A 24638-nucleotide genomic window follows, 5' to 3' on the forward strand; every position below is an offset into this window, starting at 1 on the left:
CATCCGCTGACTCGGGATCGGCGCCGGCTGGATTAGAACGAGCGAAATAGCCGCTGCACGTCACCACCTTAGGCGCGAAAAGCGCCCCGACGGGAGGGTATTCATGCTGGTCAGGAGTCATCGTGACGCGCGTCACGGCATGCGGGTAACCTGCGGTTCAGCATGCTGATCCGACTGCTTCGTACCTATCTGTACCCCTACCGCACCCAGCTGGCCGGGGTCGTTGTGCTGCAGCTGATCTCGGTGATCGCGATGCTGTATCTACCGAGCCTCAACGCCGACCTCATCGACAACGGAGTGACCAAGGGCGATATCGGCTACATCTGGAGCACCGGACTGCGCATGCTCGCGGTCACCGGCGTGCAGATCGTCGCCTCGGCCTGCTCGGTGTATCTCGGCGCGCTCGCGGCGATGAGCGCGGGCCGCGACCTGCGCGGCGCGCTGCTGCACCGGGTCGGCACTTTCTCCGCGCGCGAAGTCGGCATGTTCGGCGCACCATCGCTGATCACCCGCAACACCAACGACATTCAGCAGGTGCAGCTGCTCATCGCGATGTCGGCGACCATCCTGGTGATGGCGCCGATCATGTGCATCGGCGGCATCATCATGGCGCTGCGCGAGGACTTCAGCCTGTCCTGGCTGCTGCTCATCGCGGTGCCGGTGCTCGGTCTGTCGATGGCCTTCATCATCAGCCGGATGGTGCCCGGCTTCCGGGACATGCAGACCCGCATCGACGAGGTGAACCGGGTACTGCGCGAACAGATCACCGGCATCCGGGTGGTCCGCGCTTTCGTCCGGGAACGTCAGGAGACCTGGCGTTTCGGGGTCGCCAACAACGAACTCACCGAGACCGCGCTGCGCGTGGGCAGACTGATGGCGTTGATGTTCCCGACGGTGATGCTGATCAGCAACCTGACCGCGGTCGCGGTGATCTGGTTCGGCGGCAAGGCCGTCGACGAGGGCACCATGCAGATCGGCTCGCTCACCGCGATGCTGTCCTACATCATGCAGATCCTGATGGCCGTCATGATGGCCTCGTTCCTGGCCATGATGGCGCCGCGCGCCGCCGTCTCGGCCGACCGGATCGGCGAGGTGCTCGAGACCGAATCGTCGGTGGTGCCACCGAAACTGCCGCAGCCGTTCGCGGGTGACCCGGCCGACGTCGAATTCCAGTTCGCCGAATTCGCCTTCCCGGGCGCGGAGAAGCCGGTGCTCAAAGCCATTCGCTTCCACGTGAAACCGGGCACCACCACCGCGATCGTCGGCTCGACCGGTTCCGGTAAGACCACGCTGCTCAACCTCATTCCGCGGTTGATGGATGTCACCGACGGCGCGGTGTACCTCGGCGGCACCGATGTCCGGCACGTCGATCTGGAACTGCTGCGCGCGCAGGTCGGGCTGATTCCGCAGAAGGCATACCTGTTCTCCGGCACGGTCGCCAGCAACCTGCGCTACGGCAACCCCGACGCCACCGACGAGGAACTGTGGCGCTGTCTGGAGATCGCGCAGGCCGCCGACTTCGTGCGGGAGATGCCGCAGGGCTTGGAAACGCCGATCGCGCAGGGCGGCACCACGGTGTCGGGCGGCCAGCGCCAGCGGCTCGCGATCGCACGGGCGCTGGTGAAGGCGCCGCGCGTCTACCTGTTCGACGACTCGTTCTCCGCGCTCGACGTGGCGACCGACGCCCGGCTGCGCGACGCGCTGCGCCCGGTGACCAAGGACGCCTCGGTCATCATCGTGGCCCAGCGCATCACGACCATTCGCGACGCGGACCAGATCGTGGTGCTCGAAGACGGCGAGATGGCCGGTGTCGGCAGCCATGAGCAGCTGATGCGCGACTGCAAGGAATATCAGGAGATCGTCGCATCCCAGCTGAGCGCGGAGGAGGTTCGATGAGGCCAGGAATGCCCGGTCCGGGTGCGCCGGACGCCAAGGCGAAATCGTTCGGACCGTCACTGAAGCGCCTGCTGCGCAGGCTCGCACCGGAAAAGAAGTACGTCTGGGCCGTCGTCGTGCTCGCCATCGCCTCGGTGGTGCTGAACACCCTCGGGCCGTACATGCTCGGCAAAGCCACCAACCTGGTCTTCGACGGGGTCGTGGGCAAGCAGCTGAAGTTCCCGCCGGGCACCACCAAGGAGCAGGCGGTCGAGTTCCTGCGGTCCAGGGGTGACAGCACTTTCGCCGACATGTTGAGTTCGATGGATGTGGTGCCGGGCGTCGGCGTCGATTTCGACGCGGTCGGCCGGGTGCTCATGGTGGTGCTCGCGCTGTACGTCGGCGCCGCGCTGTTCGGCTGGCTGCAGGCCTTCCTGCTGAACATCGTCATCAACCGCACGGTGAAGCGGCTGCGCAGCGACATCGAGGACAAGATCCATCGACTTCCGTTGCGCTACTTCGATTCTCAGCCGCGCGGCGACGTGCTCAGCCGGGTCACCAACGACGTGGACAACGTGTCGCAGAGCCTGCAGCAGACCATGAGCCAGCTGATCGTCTCGGTGTTCACCGTGATCGGCATCCTCGGCATGATGTTCTGGATCTCCTGGCTGCTCGCCCTGATCGCGCTGCTCACGGTGCCCGCGGCGATCATCGTCACCGCGCAGATCGCCAAGCGGTCCAAACCGCACTTCGTGGATCAGTGGAAGTACACCGGCGTGGTGAACGCCCAGGTCGAGGAGGCCTACACCGGCCACGAGATCGTCACCGCGTTCGGCCGCAGCCGCGAGGTCGGGCAGGAGTTCGACCAGCGCAACGAGCAGCTCTACCAGTCGAGTTTCAAGGCGCAGTTCATCTCCGGTCTGATCATGCCCGCGATCATGTTCCTCGGAAACGTGAACTTCGTGCTGGTGGCGCTGGTCGGCGGCCTGCGGGTCGCGACCGGTCAGCTCTCGCTCGGCGAGGTGCAGGCGTTCATCCAGTACTCGCGCCAGTTCAGCCAGCCGCTCACCCAGATCGGCGCGATGGCCAACCTGCTGCAATCCGGTGTCGCCTCGGCCGAACGGATCTTCGAGATCCTCGACGCCGAGGAGGAGAGCCCCGATCCGGCGCAGCCCGACGTTCGCCCGGTGGATCGCGGCGAGGTCGAGTTCGAGGGCATCTCCTTCCGCTACGACCCGGAAAAGCCGGTGATCGAACGGCTTTCGCTGATCGCCGAGCCGGGGCACGTGATCGCCATCGTCGGCCCGACCGGCGCGGGCAAGACCACACTGGTGAACCTGCTGATGCGGTTCTACGAACTGGACTCCGGCACCATCACCATCGACGGTGTCGACATCACCCGGATCACCCGTGATCACCTGCGTTCCCGGATCGGCATGGTGTTGCAGGACACCTGGTTGTTCAAGGGGACCATCCGGGAGAACATCGCCTACGGCAGCCCGACCGCCGGCGAGGAAGACATCCTCGCCGCGGCGCGCGCGGCCTACGTCGACCGGTTCGTGCACGCGTTGCCCGAGGGCTACGACACGATCATCGACGAGGAGGGTTCCGGCGTCAGCGCCGGCGAGAAGCAGCTGATCACCATCGCGCGGGCGTTCCTGGCGAAGCCGTCCATCCTGATCCTGGACGAGGCGACCAGTTCGGTCGACACCCGCACCGAACTGCTGGTGCAGCACGCGACCGCGGCCCTGCGCCGCGATCGCACCAGCTTCGTCATCGCGCACCGCCTTTCCACCATCCGCGACGCCGACCTGATCGTCGTCATGGAGGCGGGCCGCATCGTCGAACACGGCACGCACGAGCGCCTGCTCGAGGAACGCGGACCGTACTACCGCCTGTACAACGCGCAGTTCGCGGCGGCCGCCGCCGACGCGTAGCCCACCGGGCGCGCCGCACAGCAGACACCTCCGCTGTGCGGCGCGCTCGCGTTCGCCCCGCCGATCTCGGTACTCGCGCACCGGCTCTGTCCTGCCGAAACGGGTGCGTCGGCACCGAAGGGGTGCGGGAAAACAGCGGGGGTGCGGGCACCTGGGAGGATGTCGGGGTGTCTGATCCTGGAAACTTCTCGTTCACCGTCGGTAGCCGCCTCGACGGACGGCACGGCCGCTCGGGTGTGATCAGCACGCCGCACGGGGAGATCGCCACGCCCGCGTTCATTCCGGTGGGCACCAAGGCGACGGTGAAAGCCGTGCTGCCGGAGACGATGCGGGAGATCGGGGCGCAGGCGCTGCTGGCCAACGCCTACCACCTGTACCTGCAGCCGGGATCCGACATCGTGGACGAGGCCGGTGGACTGAGCAAGTTCATGAACTGGCCGGGGCCGACCTTCACCGACAGCGGCGGCTTCCAGGTGATGTCGCTGGGCGTCGGGTTCAAGAAGGTGCTCGCGATGGAGGCGGTCGACGTCCGCAGCGACGACGTGATCGCGAAGGGCAAGGAGCGGCTGGCCACCGTCGATGACGACGGCGTCACCTTCCGCTCGCACCTGGACGGATCGAAGCACCGGTTCACCCCCGAGGTGTCGATGGGCATCCAGCACGAGCTGGGCGCCGACATCATGTTCGCCTTCGACGAGCTCACCACGTTGCTGAATACCCGCGGCTACCAAGAGAAGTCGTTGCAGCGCACGCACGAGTGGGCGCAGCGCTGCATCGACGAGCACGAACGGTTGACCGCGGCCCGCACGCACCGTCCGTACCAGGCACTGTTCGCGGTGATCCAGGGCGCGCAGTACGAAGACCTGCGGCGCAAGGCCTGTCGCGAGCTGGAGGCGATCCGCGGTAGCGGCGGCACAGGTTTCGACGGCTACGGCATCGGCGGCGCGCTGGAGAAGCACAACCTGGGCACCATCGTCGGCTGGTGCTGCGACGAACTGCCCGAGGACAAGCCGCGGCACATGCTCGGCATCAGCGAGCCCGAGGACATCTTCACCGCCGTGGAGAACGGCGCCGACACCTTCGACTGCGTGAATCCGTCCCGGGTGGCGCGCAACGCCGCCATCTACGTCGCCGAGGGCCGGTTCAATATCAACACCGCGCGCTTCCGCCGCGATTTCACGCCGATCGACGAGACCTGCGACTGCTACACCTGCGCCAACTACACCCGGGCCTACCTGCACCATCTTTTCAAGGCGAAGGAAATCCTGGCGGCCACGCTCTGCACGATCCACAACGAGCGCTACACGATCCGGCTCGTCGACCGCATCCGCGCCAGCATCGAGGGCGGCTATTTCGACGAGCACAAAGCCGAAACCCTCGGCCGCTGGAAAGGGCGGATCGCGACGCCGTGACGTGCGCGCACCTGACCGCGGCCGAGGACGAATCAGCTGAGTAGCGCGGAGTTCTCGCTGGGCGCGTAGGTCGGCTCGTGCTTCTTCAGCCACGCGATGACGCGGTAGGTGATCGGCAGCACGATGACCTCGGCGAGGGTCTTCCAGAGGAAACCGACGATCACGTAGTTGACGAACTGGCTCCACGAGTCGATGCCGATGGCGGTGGCGGCGATCGAGCAGAAGATCAGGGTGTCACCGAATTCGCCGACCACGGTGGAACCGATCAGCCGCGCCCACAGGTGCTTTTCCTTGGTCTTTTCCTTGATCAGCACCAGCGTCGCGGAGTTCAGCATCTCGCCGACGAAGTAACCGGCCAGGCCGGCGGCGACCAGCTGGGGCGTGGTGCCGATGACGGTGCGGAACGCGTCCTGATTCTCGTAGAAGCTCGCGGCGGGCAACTCGATCGCGATCTTGAAGCACACCACGGTCAACAGCAGGACGCCGAAGCCGTAGTAGATGGCCCGGCGGGCCGATTTGAAGCCGTAGATCTCGCTCAGGACATCGCCGAGGATGTAGGCGAGGGGGAACAGGAACCAGGCGCCGTCGGTGCTGATCGGCAGCACCTCGATCGGGCCGATTTTCACCGAGTGGTCGGTGAAGAACTGCACGCCCTTGGTCGCGCAGATATTGGAGATGATCAGGGTTGCCGTGAACAACGCCACGATCGGTGTGTAGTACCCCCGCGCCACCTGGGCAAATGCCGCATGTTCCGGTGCGGGGTGCCCAGGTTCTGGGACTTCGGTTTCATTGAGCTGACTCACGGGCTTCATCCAACCAGGTTGTGGAATACCCTGTAGCAATGACGAATCCCGGCGATTCCGACGAATGGTGGAAACAGTACGGTGGCCAAGGCGTGTCGCCGGAATCGGGGGCGTCCAGCTCGGTTCCGCAATACCCGAACGCTGAGCAACCATCCGGATACCCGTCGGCGCCGCAATACCCGCAGCAGCCCGCTCAACCGATGACACCCCCGCCGCAACCGCAGTACCAGCCGGGGTATCAGCAGCCGCCCGCCCAGCCCTATGGGCAGCCGCAGCCGAACTACGGGTACCAGCCCGCCTATCAGCCGTACGGGATGCCGCAGCAGCAGGGCAGCAACGGCATGGCGATCGGCGCGCTGATCTCCTCGCTGGTCGGCTTCTTCACCTGCGGTATCGGCTCGATCGTCGGCATCATCCTCGGCGTCGTCGCGCTGGGCCAGATCAAGCAGACCGGTCAGGAAGGCCGCGGCATGGCGCTGGCCGGCATCTGGATCGGCGTCGGCATGATCGTGCTGGCCGTCCTGTGGTTCGTCGTCGTGATCGTCGCGGGGGTCAGCGGGGCCTGACCCCCGAAAACGTCAGGGGTGTCATCCGTATAGATGACACCCCTGATACTCGGCGGTAAATGCGTCGTCTAGAGCGGCATTCGGCGACAAGCGACCGCGCCACGGCGCGGTGGCACCGCTACATGCACTTGAACACCGGGTTTCCGACGATCTGCCTGATCTCCAACTCCCCGTTGCACACGCCGCCCCGAGCGCTGATGAACGCCGCCGCGCCGGCCAAGGCACCCGCTACCGCAGGACAGGCCAGGCCGGCCGTGGAGCCGCAGATGGTTGCCCCCAGAGCCGCAGCGCTGCCCGCCGCCACCATCTGCTGTTCGGCAGGCGTCAGGTAGATGTAGCTACCTGCCCCGAGCCCGACCCGGAACTGCGGTGCGGTCTGGTTGAGTCCCGCGCTGTTGGGTGCGGCAGTGGCCAAGGCAGGTGAGAGTGCGGCTCCTGCGCCCGACATAGCGGCGAGCACGATTCCGGCGGCGGCGATCTGCTTACGAATCTTCATAATGAGAACCCCTGTTGTGGTGATTGGATGAACCGCATCTGGATGCTGCCTGAAACGCTACGTAGCCGCCGCGTCAGATGCTAAGGGAAGCAACACCTTTGGCAGTGACTGGCAGTCGATGCTCTTCGGCCGGGGTTGTCCCGGTGGCAGCCGTCAGACCGTGCGTGAGGTGCGCGGTTACCGGTTCGGGAACACAACAGTCAGGGGCGCGTCCGAATCGGACGCGCCCCTGACTTGGCAGTGGTTCGTGCGTGTAGATCAGGCTTTGACAACCTGGGTGCCGCCGGCGAACTTGTCGTGCCAGCCCTGCTTGTTCGGGTCCTGCGAGATGGTTACGGCGATGTAGATGGCCATGCCGAGCCCGGCGAGGTTGCCCAGACAGTAGACGATGTTCACGGCCACGAAGAGGTTGCGCTTCAAGGACGTCACCGGGTCGATCTTCGCCGCGCCGCCGGGCGCGAGCACCTTCAGACCGACGATCTTCTTGCCCAGAGTGGTTCCCTGAGTGGTCTCCATCAGCACGAAGTAGGCGGTGTACAGCGCGTACAGCACGGCCATGCTGAGGATGGTGCCCACGATGCCGCGCATGGCCAACGAAAGGACGAAGTAGACCGGGATGCCCACGACGCCGCAGATCAGGCCGTCGAGCAACCGCGCGCCGAAGCGGGTGCCGAGGTCACCCGGCTGGCCGCCGTAGTTGTTGAAGCCGCCCGGTTGCTGCGGGTACTGGCCGTACGGATCCTGGGGCTGCTGGCCGTACTGGGGCTGCTGGCCGTATTGCGGCTGCTGGCCGTACTGGGGCTGCTGACCGTATTGCGGCTGCTGACCGCCCTGGGGGAACTGTTGGCCGCCCTGCGGGAACTGCTGACCGCCTTGCGGATATTGCTGGCCGCCTTGCGGGTACGGCTGCCCATACGGCTGCCCGCCCTGCGGATACTGGTTGGGGTCGTACCCACCGCTTGTCATAGTTGTTTGTCCTCGTCGAGTGATCAGTAGTTGGACGAATGCGTACGTTACGGACATCGACTGCGTTGCAACAACCCATTCCCGTCGAGTATCCACGGTTCGCTCGGCAGATGTGCCGGGTCGAAACTGTCGAGGAGCTCTGCCGACGAGGTCGCCGCGGAGCCGAGCGAGGCGGCGATCGCCGCCACTATCTGTCCGGGCGTGTTGCCGAGGGCCAGCTGGTCGGCGAGCGTCACCGCGCCGTCCCGTTTGGCGAGCCGCTTGCCCTCGGTATTGAGCACGAGTGGGACGTGGGCGTAGCGCGGGACCGGTAGCTCGAGCAGCGTCGCCAGATAGGCCTGGCGCGGGGTGGAGGAGAGCAGGTCGTCGCCACGCACCACCTGATCGACACCCTGCGCCGCGTCGTCGACCACCACCGCGAGGTTGTACGCGGGAACGCCGTCGCCGCGCCGCAGCACCACGTCGTCCACCGCGCCGCGGTAGCGCCCGTGCAGTTCGTCGACGATCTCGAATTCGGTCGCCGTGGACCGTAGCCGCAGCGCGGCCGATCGTCCTTCGGCCACGAACGCGGCTCGTGCCTGCGCTGTCAGCGTGCGGCAGGTGCCCGGGTAGGCGCCCATCGGCCCGTGCGGCGCCGTCACCGCCTGCTGTATTTCTCTTCGCGTGCAAAAACATTCGTAGGTGCGCCCGGCGGCGGTGAGCCGATCGATCGCGGCCTGATAGAGCGGGAGCCGCTCGGATTGCCGGACCGCCGGGCCGTCCCAGTCCAGTCCGATCGCGGCCAGATCCGCCAGCTGACGTTCCTCGGCGCCCGGTCGCACCCGATCGAGATCCTCGACCCGGATCAGGAACTCGCGACCGGTCGATCGGGCGAAGGCCCAGGCGAGCAGGGCGGTGCGCAGGTTGCCCACGTGCAGGTCCCCGGACGGGCTCGGGGCGTAGCGGCCCGCGCCCGGTTCAGGCACGAGCCCGATTTGTCAGGAACGACGGAGGCACGCACGCCATCGTAGAGGTCAGCCGCACAGCCGTGGCTTGAGCTCCTCGGGTGCAATCGGGCGTTGCGCGTCGACGGCCGCGAGCAGCGCCTCGGCGTAGGCGATGAGCCCGGCGCGGTCGATGCCGTACGGTGCGTCGGCCTCGTCCTCGGGCCGGAACTCGGTCAGACGGGTCGCCGCGCGGGTGAGCAGGGTACGCGCGCCCTTCGGATTACCGCGCTGGATGTGTGTGACACCGACAGCGAGCTGCGCGAGGGCCTGCCACAGCATCCGTTCGGCGAACGGTCCGTTCTTCCACGCGGCCTCTAATACCTCGTGCGCGTTGAATGCCAAACCGTCGTCCAGCAGTTGCTGAGCGAAGGTGAGTGTTTGCTGCGGGGGTAATTCAAGATCATCGGGAATTCGGGCAACTCCGGCACTTCCGGACGGCAGTGGGCGCCCCAACCGGTCTCGCGGACGAGAGTTCCGGGCGCGACCTGCATCGTCGCGATCGCGGTCAACCATGCCTTCCATCATGCCCGGTGCCGGCGATGACGTCGATGAGCCGTTGTCCAAAGAAAGAACAATTGACGGATCACGGAGCAATTACATCAGGTCAAAAGTTACTGGAACAGCACCGAGTGGAATGCCTACTACTAGCTGGCAATGTTTCCGCAACTGGTCATCTTCGCAAACGTGGCAGATGCGATGATTTAAAAGGCAAGAATCGGGCAAACTTTCGATAGACCTGCTACTGTTTAGCGCGCGGGGGCAACCTCGTGGGGCGCATTGGCCCCGAACGTACCGTGCGATGACGACGCACCGTGGAGTTGCGCGCTTCCACCAGGCGCACAGGGGATTCGGCGTTCTGGCCGAGTGCCGGTGCTAGTTAGAACGATGTCAGAAGGAATCTCGTTCTCGACGCAGCAAAGGAGCTAGTGCCGTGGAAGTTGATTTGACTGATGCTGTGTGGCGCAAGAGCACATACAGTGGCCCCGACGGAAACTGTGTAGAAGTCGCATTTCTGATCGACGGCGAAGTCGCGGTCCGAGACACCAAGGACAACGGATATGGCCCGGTGCTGGCGTTTGCTCCGGGGCAGTGGGATGCGTTCCTAACCGGAGTTGCGCAGGGGGAGTTCGGGCGCGCCTGATAACCGCAGGTCACCCAACTAAGCAGTACGGGCCCCGGGTCGGTACGGACTCGGGGCCTTCGCATTGCCTGCCGTATTTCAGCTATCCGACGAACCGTTCCCGTGGGAACCATTGCCGTTGCGCCGATCTCGTTCCTGGTAATCGCGGAGCACCGCGAGTTGCTTGTGCTCTTCGGCGTGGTCGGTTTCGTGGTTGCGCTCCGACTCCTGCCAGGGGTCGGCCCGCAGGAAGCTGCCGGTGCCCGGCTTGCCGGCCAGGCCGAGCTTGCTCATCTTCTTGGGGACCGGTGCGCCCTGGTATTCCAGCGGGATCGGGTGGCCGTGGTCGTCGACCGGGCCGAGCGGCTGATGGATCTCGATGTACTCGCCGTGCGGCAGTCGCTTGATCACGCCGGTCTCCACACCGTGTTCCAGCACTGCCCGGTCGCTGCGCTGCAGGCCGAGGCAGACGCGGTAGGCGACGAAGTAGGCCAGTGGCGGCAGCAGGAGCAGGCCGATCCGGCCGGTCCAGGTGGTCGCGTTCAGCGAGATGTCGAACTTGTAGGCGACGATGTCGTTCACGCAGGACAACGTGAGCACCACGTAGAAGGCGATCGCCATCGCGCCGATCGCGGTGCGCACCGGCACGTCACGCGGACGCTGCAGCAGGTTGTGATGCGGGGCGGTGTCGCGGGTGAGCCGTTTCTCGATCCACGGGTAGGTGATCAACACCGTGAACACCAGGCCCATGAGCAGCGCGCCCCAGACCGGCGCGGGCACCGTGTAGCGGCCCAGATACAGCTCCCACGGCGGGATCAGGCGCATCATGCCGTCGGTCCACATCATGTAGAAGTCCGGCTGCGAGCCCGCCGAGATCTGCGCGGGATTGTAGGGGCCCATGGTCCAGATCGCGTTGATCTGGAAGATGCCGCTCATGATCGCGACGATGCCGAGCGTGAAGGCGAAGAACGCGCCCTGATCCAGCGAGAACACCGGGACGATGCGCGCGCCGACGACGTTCTTCTCGGTGCGGCCCGGGCCGGGGAACTGGGTGTGCTTCTGGTACCAGACCAGCGCGACGTGTGCGGCGATCAACGCGAGCATGATGCCGGGGAACAGCAGCACGTGCGCGATGAACAGGCGCGGAATGATGATGGTGCCGGGGTAGTCGCCGCCGAACATCAACCAGTGCAGCCAGGTGCCGATGATCGGCATGCCCAGGGTGATGGACGAGAACGCGGCGCGCAGGCCGGTGCCGGAGAGCAGGTCGTCGGGCAGCGAGTAGCCGAAGTAGCCCTCGAACATGGCCAGGATCAGCAGCAGCGAGCCGATCACCCAGTTCGCCTCACGCGGCTTGCGGAACGCGCCGGTGAAGAACACCCGGAACAGGTGCACGATGATCGACGCCGCGAAAAGCAGTGCGGCCCAATGGTGTACCTGACGGACGAACAAGCCGCCGCGTACCTCGAAGGAGATGTTGAGCGCCGACTCGTACGCCCGCGACATGGTGACGCCGCGGAGCGGCTGGTACGACCCGTTGTAGACGACCTCGGCCATCGACGGATCGAAGTAGAGGGTCAGGTAGATGCCCGACAGCAGCAGAATGATGAAGCTGTACAGCGCGATTTCGCCGAGCAGGAACGACCAGTGGGTCGGGAAGACCTTGTTGATCGACCGCTTCAGGAACGCGGCGGCGCGATATCGCTCGTCGGCGGAGTCCGCCTGTGCGCTGACCTTGTTACCAAGTTGAGTTGTCATATCCGACACCCCGCCCACGAGAAGTGATTTGCTTCTACTACAGACGGTAGCAACGGATCGTGTCCGAATCGATGGTTTTCCCGGATGATCTTGTAAATCAAGATCATTCGATGGCTTCGCGGACCGGCGAACAGGGCGATACCGTGCGGTTTTCCGGGTTTCGGCGCAGTTGGGCCAAGATCGCGGCCGCACGGCCGTTTGTGCGCGCGAAAAGTGGGTATTGCCTTGCGCTGTCAAACAATTCGTGAATTTTATGTCAAGTCTGATTCGAGGCTCGCTATTTGTGCTTCGGGGTTCTGGACGCCGGGGTTCCCGACGCGAGAGAGCGGTGGTCCGGCGGCTTCGTTACTGTCGGGCGGTGCGCAGGATGGCCCCGCAGGACGCGACGATGTACTGGCTGGCGGGTCGCACGCGTAACGACCTGTTCCTGCTGTACTGCTTCGACGATGCCGGGCACTCGTTCGAACAACTCCGCGCAGCTGTCGCGGATCGCGTCGCAACCATCGACGCTCTCCGCGTGCGGGCGCGGGATGTGCCGGGCGATCTCGACTACCCGTCCTGGGCACCCGCCGAGTTCGATGCGGAGCAGGTCGTAGAACACCAACTGGCCCAGCCGGATTGGTCGCATCTCGAAGGTGCGCTGGGGGACGTGGCCGGCAGCGTGCTCGATGCGGCCGTGCACCCGTGGCGGTTGCATATCTTCCGGGGCATCGTCGGTTACGGGGATCGGGAACGTGCGGCGGACTTCGCGGGAGCGTCGCCGATCGCCCGTAGGCCTGCGCTGGTGGCGGTGCTGCAGATGTCCCATGCGCTGGCCGATGGTCGGCGCGCTGCCGAGATCGCGCGAGAGCTGTTCACTGAGCCGCAAGCCGTCAGTGGCCTGCCGGGTATCCGAGAGACATCGGGGGTGCTCGGCGCGGCGCGTTCGGGGGCTAACCCTCCGCGTCGCGACAACCCTGCCGCTATGACGCACGTGTCGGTCCGGAAGGTCAGGGCAGCGGCCAGTGCCCTCCTTCGCCTACCGGTTCATCTCGCCGAGAACAGAATTCGTAGCCATCGGTCCTTCCACGCGCAACACACGTCTGGTGGATGCAGCGTGGCGGACCGGCTGTGTTCCGGAGCTGTGGCTCGTTTGGTTGTGCGGACGGCCCGCACGCCGTTGGTGTCCGCACGCTGGGTGGACGCGGCGATCGCGGTGCCGTGGCTGCCGATTCGAATGATGCGGACGGCGTATCGCGGCTACGGAGCGTTCCAGGCCCAGCGGGAACTCGCGGACCTGACCGCGGCGGGCGAATTGCCGGAGCCCGGCGAGGGTTTCGTGCCGAACCGGGTCAACCACATCGTGGCAAGCGGTGCTGCCGTGCATCGGGTTCGGATGCTCGTGTGGGAGGCGTCGGCGTTACGCGTTCCCGGGCGGACGGTCACCGTCGTCGTGCTGACCGCGGTGTCCCTGGCGCTCGCTCGCTACCTCGTATCCCATGGTGAGCAGGTGGATCGGCTCGGCGCACAGGTGCCGATGGCGCTGTCGGATACCGCGAAAGCTCGGGCGCACAACAACTATCGCAGCCTCAGCGTCGACCTGAGTGCCGACGTCGCAGACCTGCGTGAGCGCGCCGACCAGATCGCGGCGACGCTGCGCGACCGCCGCGTGCGCGCGCAACACCCGTTGCTCACCGCGCAGGATCGGGTCACCGAGGTCGTCCCCGCGCCCCTGCTCCGCCGCGATATCGCCCGCTATCCGATCGACATCGTCCCCGACTCCATCGCCGGCCACACCGTGGTCTCCAGCGTGCACCGCGGCCCCGCGGACCTCACCTTCGGCGGCGGGCGCGTCCGCTGGACCGCCGGTTTCCCCGCCCTCGGCTCCGTCATGCACCTCACCCACGGTGTGCACGGCCTTGGCGACACGATCACCATCTCCGTCCACGCCGACCACGCGACCATCCCGGACCTCGACGTCTACACGGAACTGCTCCGAGCCGCCCTGGACGAGGTCGCGCGCGGCTTGAAAGAGGAATTGGTCGACTGATCACCAGGTAATGGTGGGCGGCATCGGCCGAGAGGCCGCCACCATTACCTGGTGATCGACTGTCCAGGTTCAGGCCGTGCCTTGGCGGGTTACGGGCCGTGCGTCGGCAGACTTTCGCCAGGCATTCTCGGAGAGGTCCGGGGGTGGGTGCCTGGAACCGACCGCGATCGTCACCCCGTATGTGGATCGACGGGGGATATCAGCAGGCTCATTGCCGAGGGCGTGGCGGGTGGATGTCCAGCGACTGCGGGAGCAGGTCAACGGCCAGATGGGGCCGTGATCTCGTCGCCATCGAACCGAACGCGGCGGGTGCCCCGGTTCTCCGGACCGAAAGCCTCGGCCTACGGGTGCGGTTTGTGCCAGACCAAGGAGTAGCGCCAGAACAGGCGGCGGCGGACTTGCGCGCCGGGGAGCAGGGTGCGCGCTTGTTCGCGGACCTGGCGGGTGGTCAAAGGTGGGTCGAGGCGGACGGGCATGTCGGCGTGGGCGGGATCGAGGGCGTGCCGGTCGCCGAGGCCGAGTTTGCGTAGTAGTGCGAAGGTGCCGCCGAGCACTCGGTGTCCAAGTGCGGCAACGAGTTCGGTGGGCAACTCGCGAGGGAGATCGGTGCGGGGCAGTGCGACGGCGGCGAGCACACCGCCGGGGCGCAGTGCGTCGGCCAGGACCGGCAGCACTTCATCGAGCGGCAGGTGGTGCAGTGTGCTGATGGAGACGATCGCGTCATAGGTCGCGGGCGGAAACTGCTGTTCCAGGATGTCGCCGAGGATGCATGTGACGTTCGCGGGTACGACCTGCTTCGCGGCGTCGATCATCACCGGGGATTGATCGAGCGCGTCGACCCGCTCGGCCTGCCGTGCCAGCACGACGGCGAAGGCACCCGCCCCGCAACCGACATCGAGCACACGGGACATGTTCTTGGGTAACTGACGCAGGAGGAGCCGGTGGTAGAAACTGTTGTGGTTCCAGTCGATTCCGGTCACCGCACCCACTCTGCCACGAGGAGCATGCGGACCTCACAGACCTTCTGCACGAGACACCGGCGGGTCGCACGGCGAGTCCCTGTGTGAACTGTGCACAACCTCTGTGATCTCACCGATTCCGCTCGGCGGCTGCGGGTACAGGCGCCGGAACTCGGTCGCCGTACACGGCGGCGGTATGTAATCGTGCCCGAGTACAGGTAACGGCAGAACCCATCAGTCAGAACGCGCTTTCCGGTAGGCAATGGCTGCGCCTCGCCTGGTAGGACGGCGGACTTTCGTGCAGACGGCGGCTTGCTGTTGGTGGGGACGGCGGGCTCTGCTGGGGGGACGGCGGCTTGCGGGGTGGTGGGGACGGCGGGCTCTGCTGGTGGGGACGGGGGCTTCCTGCTGTTAAGGATGGCGGATTTCCTGCTTGCACATAACGCCGGGCCCTTCCCAGCGCGCGTCTGGTTGTCCGCGTGTGATCGCCTGTGCACAACCTCTTGCACACCATCCAGACGGCGACGGCGTGAACTCAACCCCGCCCATGCACCGTCGGCTTCAGCCGAGATCCACTGTCGCGGTGACGGTGTCGCCATCGACGGCGGGTGTCGCCGCGGCCAACAGCTTCCGGGCCGCCATGTTGTCGACCGTGGTGACCGCGTGGATGCGTCGCGCGCCGATCGCGGTGGCCGCCGCGCGCAGTTGTTCGGCGACCGCCTTTCCGACGCCTCGTCCGCGCTGGGAGCGGCCGATCCACACACCTGCTTCGACCCCGTGTTCGCCCGGCTCCAGCCGCGCGGCCCCGACCACCCGGCCGTCGACCGTGATCACATACGTGTACTCGACGGGTGCGTCCGGCCGCAGCGCGCGACCTCGATGGAAGTCGAGGAACGCCTGCTCACTGACCGCGTCCCAGCCGGTCGACCCTGCTACCGGCGGCATCACCTCGAGCGGATCGGCATCCGCGACCGCCGCCGCCAACAACAGCCGCAGATTTCCCTCCGCCAACGGCTCGAGTCCGACCACCTGTGGATGCCTGTGCACAACCGCGAGCCTCTACGATCAGCGACCGCGAGGTCAACGGATTTCCGTCGCGGTATCCGTTCGTCGCGTCCTGCGGCCGCACGCCGCTTACGGGTCGATCGAACCGACGACTCCGTGCACAGCGAACTCCATGCGCGCCGTCGTCGGTGCTCGACGGGCATTTGTGCGTGACTGTCGGCCGGATGAGTCATCGATATTGCGGTCGAGGTCTTCTGCTGCGGCATGCGTCGCCGCGGACCTATGTGTCTGTTGGTCAGGTGCGTCTGGTCGATGAGGGCGGCGGCGGTGATGATGTACCCGCTGTGCGTGGCAGGGGCATGGGCGTAGGTGGTTCTGATCGCGAATTCGGGCACCGCTGATCGCGAATTCGGCAGCGTGTCGTGCGTGAGCTGGTCGCGAATTTCGACACCTCTCGGCCGACGTGGTTGCAGCCCAGCGGTACCCGGGCTGACCCCCCGCACCTGGCCGGGATGTCTGCGCTCCCAGTCGCGCGACTGGCCGGGGTGTCGCCAGGTTTCGCGAACGTCGAATCCAGCGGTGCTGAGATTCGCGCGACCGAGGTGGTGCCGAGGTCCGCGATCGGAGCCGCGCGGGTTCCGGGTGTGGAGTCGAACTGTGGACAGCTGTGGACAACTTCGGCCCGCGTGCTCGCGTCGGTCAGGTCCGCGCGTAGGGGGATCCGTGCTGCGGGTATGAACGGCGGATTGTGGTGTGGGTGTGCGGGGTTCGTGGCATGGCGTCCGCGTGCGGCGGACCGCGGCTGGGTGGGGCCTGGGGACTGTTGCGTCGGCGCGGGGACCGCAGCATATCCGCAGGCTACGATGACCGGGCCGGTGGTCGGGGGACCCAGGGTGGGAGAGGACGGAATGCTGCGCGCTGGTGAGATCTTCGCCGGATACGTGGTCGAGCGCCGGCTGGGCCGGGGCGGGATGGGGTCGGTGTATCTCGCGCGGCATCCGCGACTGCCGCGCCGGATCGCGCTGAAACTGCTCAGCTCGAACCTGCATGCCGACCAGGAGATGCTGGCGCGGTTCGAGCGCGAGGCGGAGCTGGTCGCGCGGCTGGACCATCCGAACATCGTGGCCGTGTACGACCGCGGTATCGACGATGACACGCGCTGGATCTCGATGCAGTATGTGGACGGCACCGACGCGGGCGCGCTCGACCCACGCTCGCTGGCTCCGCTGCGCGCCATCCAGATCGTCGCCGAGACGGCCAAGGCCCTCGACTACGCGCACGCCGTCGGGGTGCTGCATCGTGACGTGAAACCGGCGAACATCCTGCTGGCCCGGGCGACGGCCGGACAGAACGAGCGAATCCTGTTGACGGACTTCGGCATCGCGCGCCTGCGCGACGAGTCCCAGCAGTTGACCCGCACCGGAATGTTCGCCGCGACACTGGCGTACGCGTCACCTGAGCAGCTGTCCGCCGCCCCCGTCGACCACCGATCCGACCAATACGCGCTGGCCTGCACGCTGTTCTGGCTCCTGACCGGCACGGCTCCGTTCGTCGCGGACAGTCCGGCGGGCCTGATCGCGGGTCATCTGCAACAGCCACCGCCCGCGGTCGGCGACCGGCGTCCGGGCTTGCCGCCCGCGCTGAACGCGGTGCTGGCCAAGGCATTGGCGAAGACCCCCGCCGAACGATTCGCCTCCTGCACCGAATTCGCCACCGCGGCTCTGCACGCCATGTCCGGCACTGCGGCGAACGAACTCTCGGCTCCGCCGACCACTCCGCTGGCCTGGGTGCCGCCCGTGGAATCAGCACAGCGACAGGATGATTCAACCCAAAGCCGGTCAGCAGGCGATGCTGACGCGGAAACACAAACAGCGAATCCAGCGGCCGCCCGGCCCTCGGCGACACCTGAACCTAACGAGGAACCTGAGCCGACGCTCCCAGGAACCTGGCCTGCACCAACTCCAGGCTCACATCCCGAAACCCGTCCCGCCGAATGGCCGACGACTCTGTCCGAGGATGCCTATCCGGCGTCAGGGACGCGTGTAACCCATCCCGCGGATGCCGGGGCGGTCCCTGAACCGCCGGACAACCAGCCTGAATCCGCAGGTTCGGGTCCGCGGCTACAGTCGTCGGATGCGTTGTCCCGGAACGCGGTCCACACCGCACGATCTGCGCAGAGCCGCGTACTGCGGCGGACGGGCATCGGTGGTTCCGTGCTTGTGGTCGCGACCGCGGCGGTGGTGGGGGCGGTGTGGGCCTTCGGCGGGTTCGACGGCGGGCACAAAGCCCCTGGCGATACCTCCGCCCCCATCGAGTGGGCCGGTGCGATCGCGCCGGGGACCGTCGGCGCGCCGAGAACCGTTGCGCCGCTGGCCCAAATCGACATGCAAGGCCAGGAGTCGGCCAAGGCGGCAGCGGCCGCCGACCCTGCCGGTGACGGCAAGGCGACTTGCGCGCCCGTCACTCTCGCGGCGACCGGCCCCACCGGACCGGGTCGCTATACCTACGGTGCCGTCAAGCTCGCGGTGGACCGGTTCACCAAGGCGAATCCGGGGTGCACGGTTACGGTGCGGGAGGTCGACACCGCGGGCGGCGCGGCGGCGCTGACCGCCACGCGCATCGTGCAGGACCAGTCGACGGTCGCGCTGGTCGGCCCGATGATCTCCGATGAGATCCGCACCGTAGGAGCAGTTTTCGACAACGCGGGACTACCGTTCCTGACGCCGTCGGCCACCGATCCGACGCTGTCCACCAACGGCTGGTCCAGCTTCTTCCGTGGCTTGGCCGCCGATGACGTGCAGGGCGCCGCACTGGCGAAATACCTGGTCGGCACCGCGCATTTCCGCAAGATCTGTGTGGTCGAGGACAAGTCGGGGTACGGCAGGAGTTTGGCAGGCAGCGTCGTCGCCGGGATCGGCGCCGCGGCCGATGCGCGGTGTGGCGCGGAAATCACCAGGGGTGACCGCGGTTTCGCCACCGTGGTCGCCGCTATCGCCACCGCTGAACCGGACGCGGTCTTCTATTCCGGACAGTACGAAGAAGCCGCCGAACTGCTGCGACAGCTGCGCGGAGCGGGCGTCACGGCACCGTTTGTGTCTGCCGAAAGCACCGTGACCGCGGACTTCGTTGCTGCGGCTGGTGATTCGGCGGCGGGCGCGCTGATCTCCTGCTCCTGTGGGCCGGTGGTCAGCCGGTTCGCCGCCGACTACGAGGCGCTCAATGGTCAGCCGCCGGGCCCGGGCTCCGCCGAAGCCTATGACCTGACCACCATCGTCCTGAAGGGTATCGCCGCGGGCCAGGACACGCGCTCGAAACTCCTGACCTACCTGCACAACTACGACGGCACCGGGTTGGCGCGCACTTATCGCTGGACCGCCACCGGTGAACCGGCCGCCCCGCAGATCTGGCTCTACAAGGTCGACTGATTCCGGCGACCGATTGATTCCGGTGCGCCGAGTCGTCTGCACGGAGGAGGGCACCTGCCCGCGTCGAACCGAAGGAGGACCACCGTGCTCGACCTGAAACCGGCCGGTGCCACCGTGATCGAACTCCTGAATGCCACCACGGACGAGCAGTTGGACCGGCCGACCCCGTGCAGCGAGTACACCGTCGCGCAACTGATCGGGCATATCCGTGAGGTTGCGGTCGGGTTCGCGGCGATGGCGCGCAAGGATTCCGATCGTCCTCCGGATGACCCCGACAGCATCCCGAGCGTTTTCGACGCCGCGCGCCGCCGCGAGACAGCCGAGCTGGTCGACGCGCTCACGCTGGCCTGGGACGCGCCCGACGCCTGGCAGGGCACAACGGCACTGTCCCCGGATGTGGCGCTGCCGAACGAGGTTTGGGGCAGGATCGTGCTCACCGAACTGGTGGTGCACGGCTGGGACCTGGCCAGGGCGACCGGCCGCCCCCTGGACTTGCCCACCGCGACCTTGCGGGCGTGCCTGGACCACGTAGTCGATTTCGTGCCGAAGGCTCCGATCCCGCAACTGTGGGGACCCGCCGTGGTCGCCTCCGGCGATGCCGCCCTGATCGATCGCATCGTCGCTGTCACCGGTCGCGACCCCCGATGGTCCGGGACGGCGTCCGAGTCCTGACCTCCGGCGAACCGAGCGCTACCCCGATCGAAATCGGGTGCTGGGCAATAACTGTGCGGTTACCACGGCGAATCCACCTTCGCCCCACCGAGTTCCGTCCCTCGATGTGCATCATCCACATATAGTCACTTATGGTCGGCTGGAACCTGATACACCTCCGATCTTTTCAGCCGCATGTGACCGAGGTGCGTGACCGGCCTTACACCGTATGGAGCTCACTGTTTTGACCACGTCGCAGACCACCGCAGCCACCACCACCGCACTGCCCGGCGCCTGCCCGGTGCAGCACGGATCGCCGATCGACACCGACGGCCCCCGGGTGCTGCTGCACACCGCCGAGTTCGCCGCCGACCCGCACCGCGCCTATGCCGAGATGCGCGAGCGCTATGGCTCTTTGGTGCCGATCGAAGTGGCGCCGGGCGTCCCCGCGACCCTCGTGGTCGGCTATCAAGCCGCGCTGCGCATCTTGAACGACCCGGAGCACTTTCCGGCCGACCCGCGCACCTGGCAGCAGAACATCCCCGCGGACTCGCCGGTCAAGCCGATGATGGAGTGGTACCCGAACGCGCTGCGAAACAGCGGTGCGGCGCATGCCCGCTACCGGCACGCCTACACCGCGGCCATCGACGGAATCGACCTGCACGCACTGCATTCCACCGTCGAGCAGATCGCGATCCCGCTGATCAACACGTTCTGCCAGGCGGGCTCCGCGGATCTGGTGACCCAGTACGCCTTTCCGCTCGTGTTCGAGGTGCTCAACCAAATGGTCGGCTGCTCGGCCGAATTGGGCCAGCGGGTGGCGACCGGCATGGCCGCGCTCTTCGACACCGTCAATGCCGCGCAAGGCATGCAGATGCTCAGCGAGGCGTTGATGGAGCTGATTCAGCTGCGCCGGGCCGAGCCCGGTGACGATGTCACCTCACGGCTGGCGCACCATCCGGCCGAGCTGGACGATGTGGAGATGCTGTCGCAGCTGATCAGTTTCTACGGGGCGGGCATCGAACCGCAGCAGAACCTGATCATCAACACGTTGCTGCTGATGGTCACCGACGATCGGTTCGGCGGCGATGTGCTCGGTGGCAGCCTGTCCACCCGGGACGCATTGGACGAGGTGCTGTTCAACGATCCGCCGATGGCCAACTTCTGCACGTCCTATCCGCGCCAGCCGATCCTGATCGACAACAACTGGCTGCCCGCGCATCAGCCGGTGCTGATCAGCCTCGCGGGGTGCAACAACGATCCGGAGATCCGCGGCGGCGACCGTACCGGTAACCGCTCGCACCTGGCGTGGAGCGCCGGACCGCATGCGTGCCCCGCGAAATCCGTTGCCTACCTGGTGGTGCAGGACGCCATCGATCAGCTGCTGGACGCGCTGCCCGAGATGCAGCTCGCCGTCTCCGTCGCCGAATTGTCCTGGCGGCCCGGGCCTTTCCACCGTGCGCTGGCTTCGCTTCCGGTCATTTTCCCCAAGTCCCCTCCGTTGAACATGATGTAAGGAGCGTCCGATGGAGCATGAACCACTGGTCCTGGACACGACGGGTGTCGACATCCAGGGCGAATCCGCCAGGATTCGCGCGCGTGGACCGGTCGCCTTGGTGGCGTTACCCGGCGGTGTGCCCGCGTGGTCGGTGACCGATGCCGTCCTGCTCAAGACCTTGCTGGCCGACCCGCGCGTCTCCAAAGATCCGCGCAGGCACTGGTCTTCGTTCATCAACGGGGAGATCACCGAGGCCTGGCCGTTGTTGCCGTGGGTGGCGGTGGACAACATGTTCACCGCCTACGGCCCCGATCACCGCCGGCTCCGCCGGCTTGTCTCGCCCGCGTTCACGCACCGGCGCAGCACCGCCCTGCGCCCGCGCATCGAGGAGATCACCACCACGCTGCTCGACGCGCTCGCGGCAACACCGCCGGGCGAATCGGTCGATCTGCGTGCGCATTTCGCGTATCCGGTGCCGATCAAGGTGATCACCGAGATGATGGGTGTGCCCGAGCATCTCGGTCCCGGCCTGCACAAGTGTGTCGACGGTTTCTTCGACTCCTCGTTCACCGCCGAGCAGGCCCAAGCCAACTACCTCGAAATGTACGGTTTGATCAGCGAATTGGTCGCGTTCCGCCGGGCCACGCCCGGTGACGACGTGACCAGCGTGCTGATCGCCACCCGCGACGAGGACGGTTCGCAGCTCGTCGAGAAGGAACTCGTCGACACCCTGATGCTGGTGATCAACGCCGGGCACGAGACCACGGTGAACCTGCTCGATCAGGCGATCTTCGCGCTGCTGACGCACGACGGCCAGCGCGCCGACGTGCTGGCCGGCCGGGTGCCCTGGTCGGATCTGGTGGAGGAGACGCTGCGGTACGAGGCGCCGGTCGCGCACCTGCCGCTGCGCTACGCGGTCGAGGACATCGAGCTCGGCGAGATCCGAATTCCCAAGGGGGAGGCCATTCTCGCGTCCTACGCGGGCGCGGGCCGCGACCCGCGGGTGCACGGCGCGACGGCCGATACCTTCGACGTGCACCGGGCGAACAAGGAGCACCTGTCCTTCGGTCACGGCGCGCACCACTGCATCGGCGCGCCGCTGGCCCGGCTCGAGGCCACGATTGCCTTGCCCGCGCTGTTCGAACGGTTCCCGAAGCTCAGGTTCGCCGTGGACCCGGCCGAACTGGAACCGGTGGGCAGTTTCATCTCCAACGGCCACCGCACATTGCCGGTGTACCTGACGTAGCCGCGGATCGGACCGCGCGCCCCAGCGTGCGCGGTCCGGCGGCAGGTCAATCGAGCGTGCAGATGGCGTTGGCCTGTGGCGCCTTCGCCTCCCGCTCGGTGCGCACCGTGCCGTCGACGGTGATGCGGCAGATCAGGTCGGCGTCCTTGCCGCCCTGTGCCGTGAGCGTCAGCAGTACGTCTTTCTGCAAGGTCAAGACCTCCTTGGACCACGGCGAGGCGACCTTGGTCTCGGAATGCGGACCCGCGTCGTCGATGTAGTGCAGCCGCGGCACCGTTCCGGTCGACGAGACGACCTCGTAGCGCACCCTTTTCGGATCGGTGGGCAGTCCGGCGCGGGTGCCGGTGGGCGGCACCGTCGTCGGTCGGGCGGGCTGTGACGTCGCCTGCACGGCGGTGGCGGAGCCGCTCGCGTCCTTGGTGGCCACCACTGCGGCCGTGGCCACACCGCCGCCGACCACGAGCGTCACCACGATGAGCAGCACCCACAACCAGGTCGGTAGTCGCGGCGGCCGGTCCGCCGGCGGGTGCTGCGGGACATGCGGTGGGGTGGTCATGGTGCGCCAATCGTTTGCACTGCGGCCGCGCCGAGCCAAGAAAAACCGGGTTCCGAGTCGGTCGGCGGCGGGTCTGCCGCGCTGGACAGTACTGCGCGCCGCGCCACCACGCATCCGCAGGAATCGCTACGCCGACGGCCGTGGCGGCACCAAGAGCGCGGTGAGCAAAGCCGCGGAAAGACTTTCGGCGTTGGTGTGATCGTCGACCCAGGAACGAGTGGTGATCGTCATGGTGTGCGGCGCGGGCGCCCCGAGGCAGTGCGGGGCCAGTGCGGCGAAGAAGACGTCGGGGTCGAGCAGGGATTCCGGGGTGTGCACACCGGGCGAGGTGGGCAGCAGGCGTGCGGCGACGGCCAGCGGGATGCCCGTGATCTCGGCCATCGACAGGCCCGGGACCTGTCCCAACGCGGTCGCGGCGGTCGCGGGGACACCGGCGCGGGTGCCGCTGAGCACCGCGAACATCGGCGGCGGGGCGCCGGGGCGCAGGACGCTCGCCGGGCGCGCGGGCGCGCGACGTTCCACCGCTTCGACGATGCGGGCAGCGTTGTTCGCCGAGAGCAGCCCGCGATCCACGCTGTAACGCAGCGCCGAGAGCAGCGCGATGGTCCAGCGCTGACCGATCACGAGGTTGACGTTCTCCCGCGCGTGCGGATGGTTGCGGTGCAGCGTGACCGCCTCCGGATGACCGAAGGTCCAGCCGCGCGCGGGACCGATGCCCGGGTAGTGGAACCTGCGCTGTTCCAACGCGGGCCGATCGACCATCCTGCCGTTGCGCAGCACCCGGATCGTGCCGGTGATCTGGTGGATCCCGTGTGCGACAGCCGCGTTCGGGGTTCCGGGTGTGGCCGCCGGTGGCGCGGATCCGGCGATGTTCCACCCGGTGATGATGTCGTCCACGGTGTCGAGTTCGCGAGCGGCGGTGCACGCCAACAGGTTTGCGATGCCCGGACTGGCGCCCATGCCCACCAGCGCGGTGACCCCGGCCTGCCGTGCCGCCTCGTCCAGTTCGAGCATCTGCAGGGTCGGTTCCCAGTCGTCACAGATGTCGACGTAGTCGCGGCCCGCCGCGATCGCCGCGGTCAGGATAGGCACGCCGAACCGGAAGAACGGGCCGACCGAGTTGGCCACCAAGTCGCAGTCCCGCAGCGCCGCAGCCAGGGCGGCTTCGTCCAGCACGTCGAGGTCGATGCCGGATACCTTGGGCCCCAACCGATCCGCGACGGAGCGCGCGTTGCGTTCGTCGAGGTCGGTGACCACCACCCGCTCGACCGCGTCGTCACCGGCGAGGACCGCAGCGGTGACCCGTCCCATCTGTCCCGCACCGCCGAGCACCAGAATTCGCATTGCTCC

21 protein-coding genes are annotated in these 24638 nt (G+C 66.8%); 11 read left to right on the plus strand and 10 right to left on the minus strand.

Going from position 1 to position 24638, the window contains the following annotated elements; genetic code table 11:
• The first annotated feature begins 162 nt into the window (after positions 1 to 162).
• The 3 genes from O3I_RS01180 (at position 163) to tgt (ending at position 5224) form a co-directional block, all read left to right on the plus strand.
• On the plus strand, positions 163 to 1896 hold the full coding sequence (locus O3I_RS01180; protein WP_014981059.1) for an ABC transporter ATP-binding protein: 1734 nt from the start codon (positions 163 to 165) through the stop codon (positions 1894 to 1896).
• Positions 1893 to 3812: an ABC transporter ATP-binding protein gene (locus O3I_RS01185; RefSeq protein ID WP_051066466.1), complete on the plus strand. Its 1920-nt coding sequence runs from the start codon at positions 1893 to 1895 to the stop codon at positions 3810 to 3812. The genes O3I_RS01180 and O3I_RS01185 overlap by 4 nt, the downstream gene beginning before the upstream one ends.
• Positions 3813 to 3979: 167 nt before the next feature.
• Positions 3980 to 5224: a tRNA guanosine(34) transglycosylase Tgt gene (tgt, locus tag O3I_RS01190; RefSeq protein WP_014981061.1), complete on the plus strand. Its 1245-nt coding sequence runs from the start codon at positions 3980 to 3982 to the stop codon at positions 5222 to 5224.
• A 32-nt stretch (positions 5225 to 5256) separates the two neighbouring features.
• On the opposite strand, the gene O3I_RS01195 is transcribed toward tgt, so the two are convergent.
• Positions 5257 to 6036: a queuosine precursor transporter gene (locus O3I_RS01195; protein WP_041562338.1), complete on the minus strand. Its 780-nt coding sequence runs from the start codon at positions 6034 to 6036 to the stop codon at positions 5257 to 5259.
• Between the two features lie 29 nt (positions 6037 to 6065).
• Between O3I_RS01195 and O3I_RS01200 the strand changes: the two genes are divergently transcribed.
• Positions 6066 to 6593, plus strand: a complete 528-nt coding sequence (locus tag O3I_RS01200; protein WP_014981063.1) for a DUF4190 domain-containing protein — start codon at positions 6066 to 6068, stop codon at positions 6591 to 6593.
• 118 nt (positions 6594 to 6711) lie between these two features.
• Here O3I_RS01200 and O3I_RS42295 read toward each other — a convergent pair whose 3' ends face one another.
• The 4 genes from O3I_RS42295 to O3I_RS01220 all read right to left on the minus strand — a co-directional run bounded on the left by O3I_RS42295 (position 6712) and on the right by O3I_RS01220 (position 9554).
• Positions 6712 to 7089: a hypothetical protein gene (locus O3I_RS42295; protein WP_014981064.1), complete on the minus strand. Its 378-nt coding sequence runs from the start codon at positions 7087 to 7089 to the stop codon at positions 6712 to 6714.
• A gap of 258 nt (positions 7090 to 7347) precedes the next feature.
• Positions 7348 to 8055 (minus strand): RDD family protein, encoded by a 708-nt coding sequence (locus O3I_RS01210; protein ID WP_014981065.1) that lies wholly within the window; start codon positions 8053 to 8055, stop codon positions 7348 to 7350.
• A gap of 47 nt (positions 8056 to 8102) precedes the next feature.
• Complete coding sequence (gene gluQRS / locus O3I_RS01215; protein ID WP_014981066.1) at positions 8103 to 9020, minus strand: tRNA glutamyl-Q(34) synthetase GluQRS; 918 nt, start codon at positions 9018 to 9020, stop codon at positions 8103 to 8105.
• Between the two features lie 48 nt (positions 9021 to 9068).
• Complete coding sequence (locus tag O3I_RS01220) at positions 9069 to 9554, minus strand: DUF309 domain-containing protein (protein WP_041563272.1); 486 nt, start codon at positions 9552 to 9554, stop codon at positions 9069 to 9071.
• Positions 9555 to 9972: 418 nt separating this feature from the next.
• On the opposite strand from O3I_RS01220, the gene O3I_RS43500 reads away from it, so the two are divergent.
• The gene (locus tag O3I_RS43500) at positions 9973 to 10182 is read left to right on the plus strand and encodes a DUF397 domain-containing protein (RefSeq protein ID WP_014981068.1); all 210 of its coding nucleotides are present in this window, start codon (positions 9973 to 9975) and stop codon (positions 10180 to 10182) included.
• A 78-nt stretch (positions 10183 to 10260) separates the two neighbouring features.
• Here the strand turns inward: O3I_RS43500 and O3I_RS01225 are convergent, their stop codons facing one another.
• On the minus strand, positions 10261 to 11919 hold the full coding sequence (locus tag O3I_RS01225; RefSeq protein WP_041562340.1) for a cytochrome b: 1659 nt from the start codon (positions 11917 to 11919) through the stop codon (positions 10261 to 10263).
• A 59-nt stretch (positions 11920 to 11978) separates the two neighbouring features.
• Here O3I_RS01225 and O3I_RS44640 point away from each other — a divergent pair, with 59 nt between their 5' ends.
• Positions 11979 to 12167: a hypothetical protein gene (locus O3I_RS44640; protein WP_141691661.1), complete on the plus strand. Its 189-nt coding sequence runs from the start codon at positions 11979 to 11981 to the stop codon at positions 12165 to 12167.
• A gap of 119 nt (positions 12168 to 12286) precedes the next feature.
• Positions 12287 to 13948, plus strand: a complete 1662-nt coding sequence (locus O3I_RS42300) for a WS/DGAT domain-containing protein (RefSeq protein WP_014981070.1) — start codon at positions 12287 to 12289, stop codon at positions 13946 to 13948.
• 341 nt (positions 13949 to 14289) lie between these two features.
• Here O3I_RS42300 and O3I_RS01240 read toward each other — a convergent pair whose 3' ends face one another.
• Together O3I_RS01240 and O3I_RS01245 are read right to left on the minus strand one after the other, a co-directional pair.
• The gene (locus O3I_RS01240; protein ID WP_237748235.1) at positions 14290 to 14928 is read right to left on the minus strand and encodes a class I SAM-dependent methyltransferase; all 639 of its coding nucleotides are present in this window, start codon (positions 14926 to 14928) and stop codon (positions 14290 to 14292) included.
• A 540-nt stretch (positions 14929 to 15468) separates the two neighbouring features.
• Entirely contained in the window at positions 15469 to 15954 is a 486-nt protein-coding gene (locus O3I_RS01245; RefSeq protein WP_202804914.1) for a GNAT family N-acetyltransferase, read from the minus strand.
• Between the two features lie 866 nt (positions 15955 to 16820).
• Between O3I_RS01245 and O3I_RS46180 the strand changes: the two genes are divergently transcribed.
• The 4 genes from O3I_RS46180 (at position 16821) to O3I_RS01270 (ending at position 22732) form a co-directional block, all read left to right on the plus strand.
• A complete protein-coding gene (locus tag O3I_RS46180) occupies positions 16821 to 19337 on the plus strand; it encodes a bifunctional serine/threonine-protein kinase/ABC transporter substrate-binding protein (RefSeq protein WP_014981073.1) in 2517 nt (838 codons plus the stop codon).
• Between the two features lie 84 nt (positions 19338 to 19421).
• Positions 19422 to 20009 (plus strand): TIGR03086 family metal-binding protein, encoded by a 588-nt coding sequence (locus O3I_RS01260; RefSeq protein WP_014981074.1) that lies wholly within the window; start codon positions 19422 to 19424, stop codon positions 20007 to 20009.
• A gap of 208 nt (positions 20010 to 20217) precedes the next feature.
• A complete protein-coding gene (locus O3I_RS01265) occupies positions 20218 to 21504 on the plus strand; it encodes a cytochrome P450 (RefSeq protein ID WP_014981075.1) in 1287 nt (428 codons plus the stop codon).
• Between the two features lie 10 nt (positions 21505 to 21514).
• Complete coding sequence (locus tag O3I_RS01270; RefSeq protein ID WP_014981076.1) at positions 21515 to 22732, plus strand: cytochrome P450 family protein; 1218 nt, start codon at positions 21515 to 21517, stop codon at positions 22730 to 22732.
• A 46-nt stretch (positions 22733 to 22778) separates the two neighbouring features.
• Here O3I_RS01270 and O3I_RS42305 read toward each other — a convergent pair whose 3' ends face one another.
• Both O3I_RS42305 and O3I_RS01280 read right to left on the minus strand, forming a co-directional pair.
• A complete protein-coding gene (locus O3I_RS42305) occupies positions 22779 to 23288 on the minus strand; it encodes an MmpS family transport accessory protein (protein ID WP_014981077.1) in 510 nt (169 codons plus the stop codon).
• Between the two features lie 126 nt (positions 23289 to 23414).
• Complete coding sequence (locus O3I_RS01280; protein WP_014981078.1) at positions 23415 to 24632, minus strand: saccharopine dehydrogenase family protein; 1218 nt, start codon at positions 24630 to 24632, stop codon at positions 23415 to 23417.
• Positions 24633 to 24638: the final 6 nt, after the last annotated feature.

The sequence above is a fragment of the Nocardia brasiliensis ATCC 700358 genome, assembly GCF_000250675.2.
Taxonomy (GTDB): Bacteria; Actinomycetota; Actinomycetes; order Mycobacteriales; family Mycobacteriaceae; genus Nocardia; species Nocardia brasiliensis_B.

Bases quoted from the DNA above. Each gene is read 5' to 3' on its own strand.
- O3I_RS01180 (WP_014981059.1), top strand. From the start codon at position 163: ATGCTGATCCGACTGCTTCGTACCTATCTGTACCCCTACCGCACCCAG.
- O3I_RS01185 (WP_051066466.1), top strand. From the start codon at position 1,893: ATGAGGCCAGGAATGCCCGGTCCGGGTGCGCCGGACGCCAAGGCGAAA.
- O3I_RS01195 (WP_041562338.1), bottom strand. From the start codon at position 6,036: ATGAAGCCCGTGAGTCAGCTCAATGAAACCGAAGTCCCAGAACCTGGG.
- O3I_RS01200 (WP_014981063.1), top strand. From the start codon at position 6,066: ATGACGAATCCCGGCGATTCCGACGAATGGTGGAAACAGTACGGTGGC.
- O3I_RS42295 (WP_014981064.1), bottom strand. From the start codon at position 7,089: ATGAAGATTCGTAAGCAGATCGCCGCCGCCGGAATCGTGCTCGCCGCT.
- O3I_RS01210 (WP_014981065.1), bottom strand. From the start codon at position 8,055: ATGACAAGCGGTGGGTACGACCCCAACCAGTATCCGCAGGGCGGGCAG.
- O3I_RS01220 (WP_041563272.1), bottom strand. From the start codon at position 9,554: ATGGTTGACCGCGATCGCGACGATGCAGGTCGCGCCCGGAACTCTCGT.
- O3I_RS01225 (WP_041562340.1), bottom strand. From the start codon at position 11,919: ATGACAACTCAACTTGGTAACAAGGTCAGCGCACAGGCGGACTCCGCC.
- O3I_RS42300 (WP_014981070.1), top strand. From the start codon at position 12,287: ATGGCCCCGCAGGACGCGACGATGTACTGGCTGGCGGGTCGCACGCGT.
- O3I_RS46180 (WP_014981073.1), top strand. From the start codon at position 16,821: ATGCTGCGCGCTGGTGAGATCTTCGCCGGATACGTGGTCGAGCGCCGG.
- O3I_RS01265 (WP_014981075.1), top strand. From the start codon at position 20,218: ATGGAGCTCACTGTTTTGACCACGTCGCAGACCACCGCAGCCACCACC.
- O3I_RS01270 (WP_014981076.1), top strand. From the start codon at position 21,515: ATGGAGCATGAACCACTGGTCCTGGACACGACGGGTGTCGACATCCAG.
- O3I_RS42305 (WP_014981077.1), bottom strand. From the start codon at position 23,288: ATGACCACCCCACCGCATGTCCCGCAGCACCCGCCGGCGGACCGGCCG.
- O3I_RS01280 (WP_014981078.1), bottom strand. From the start codon at position 24,632: ATGCGAATTCTGGTGCTCGGCGGTGCGGGACAGATGGGACGGGTCACC.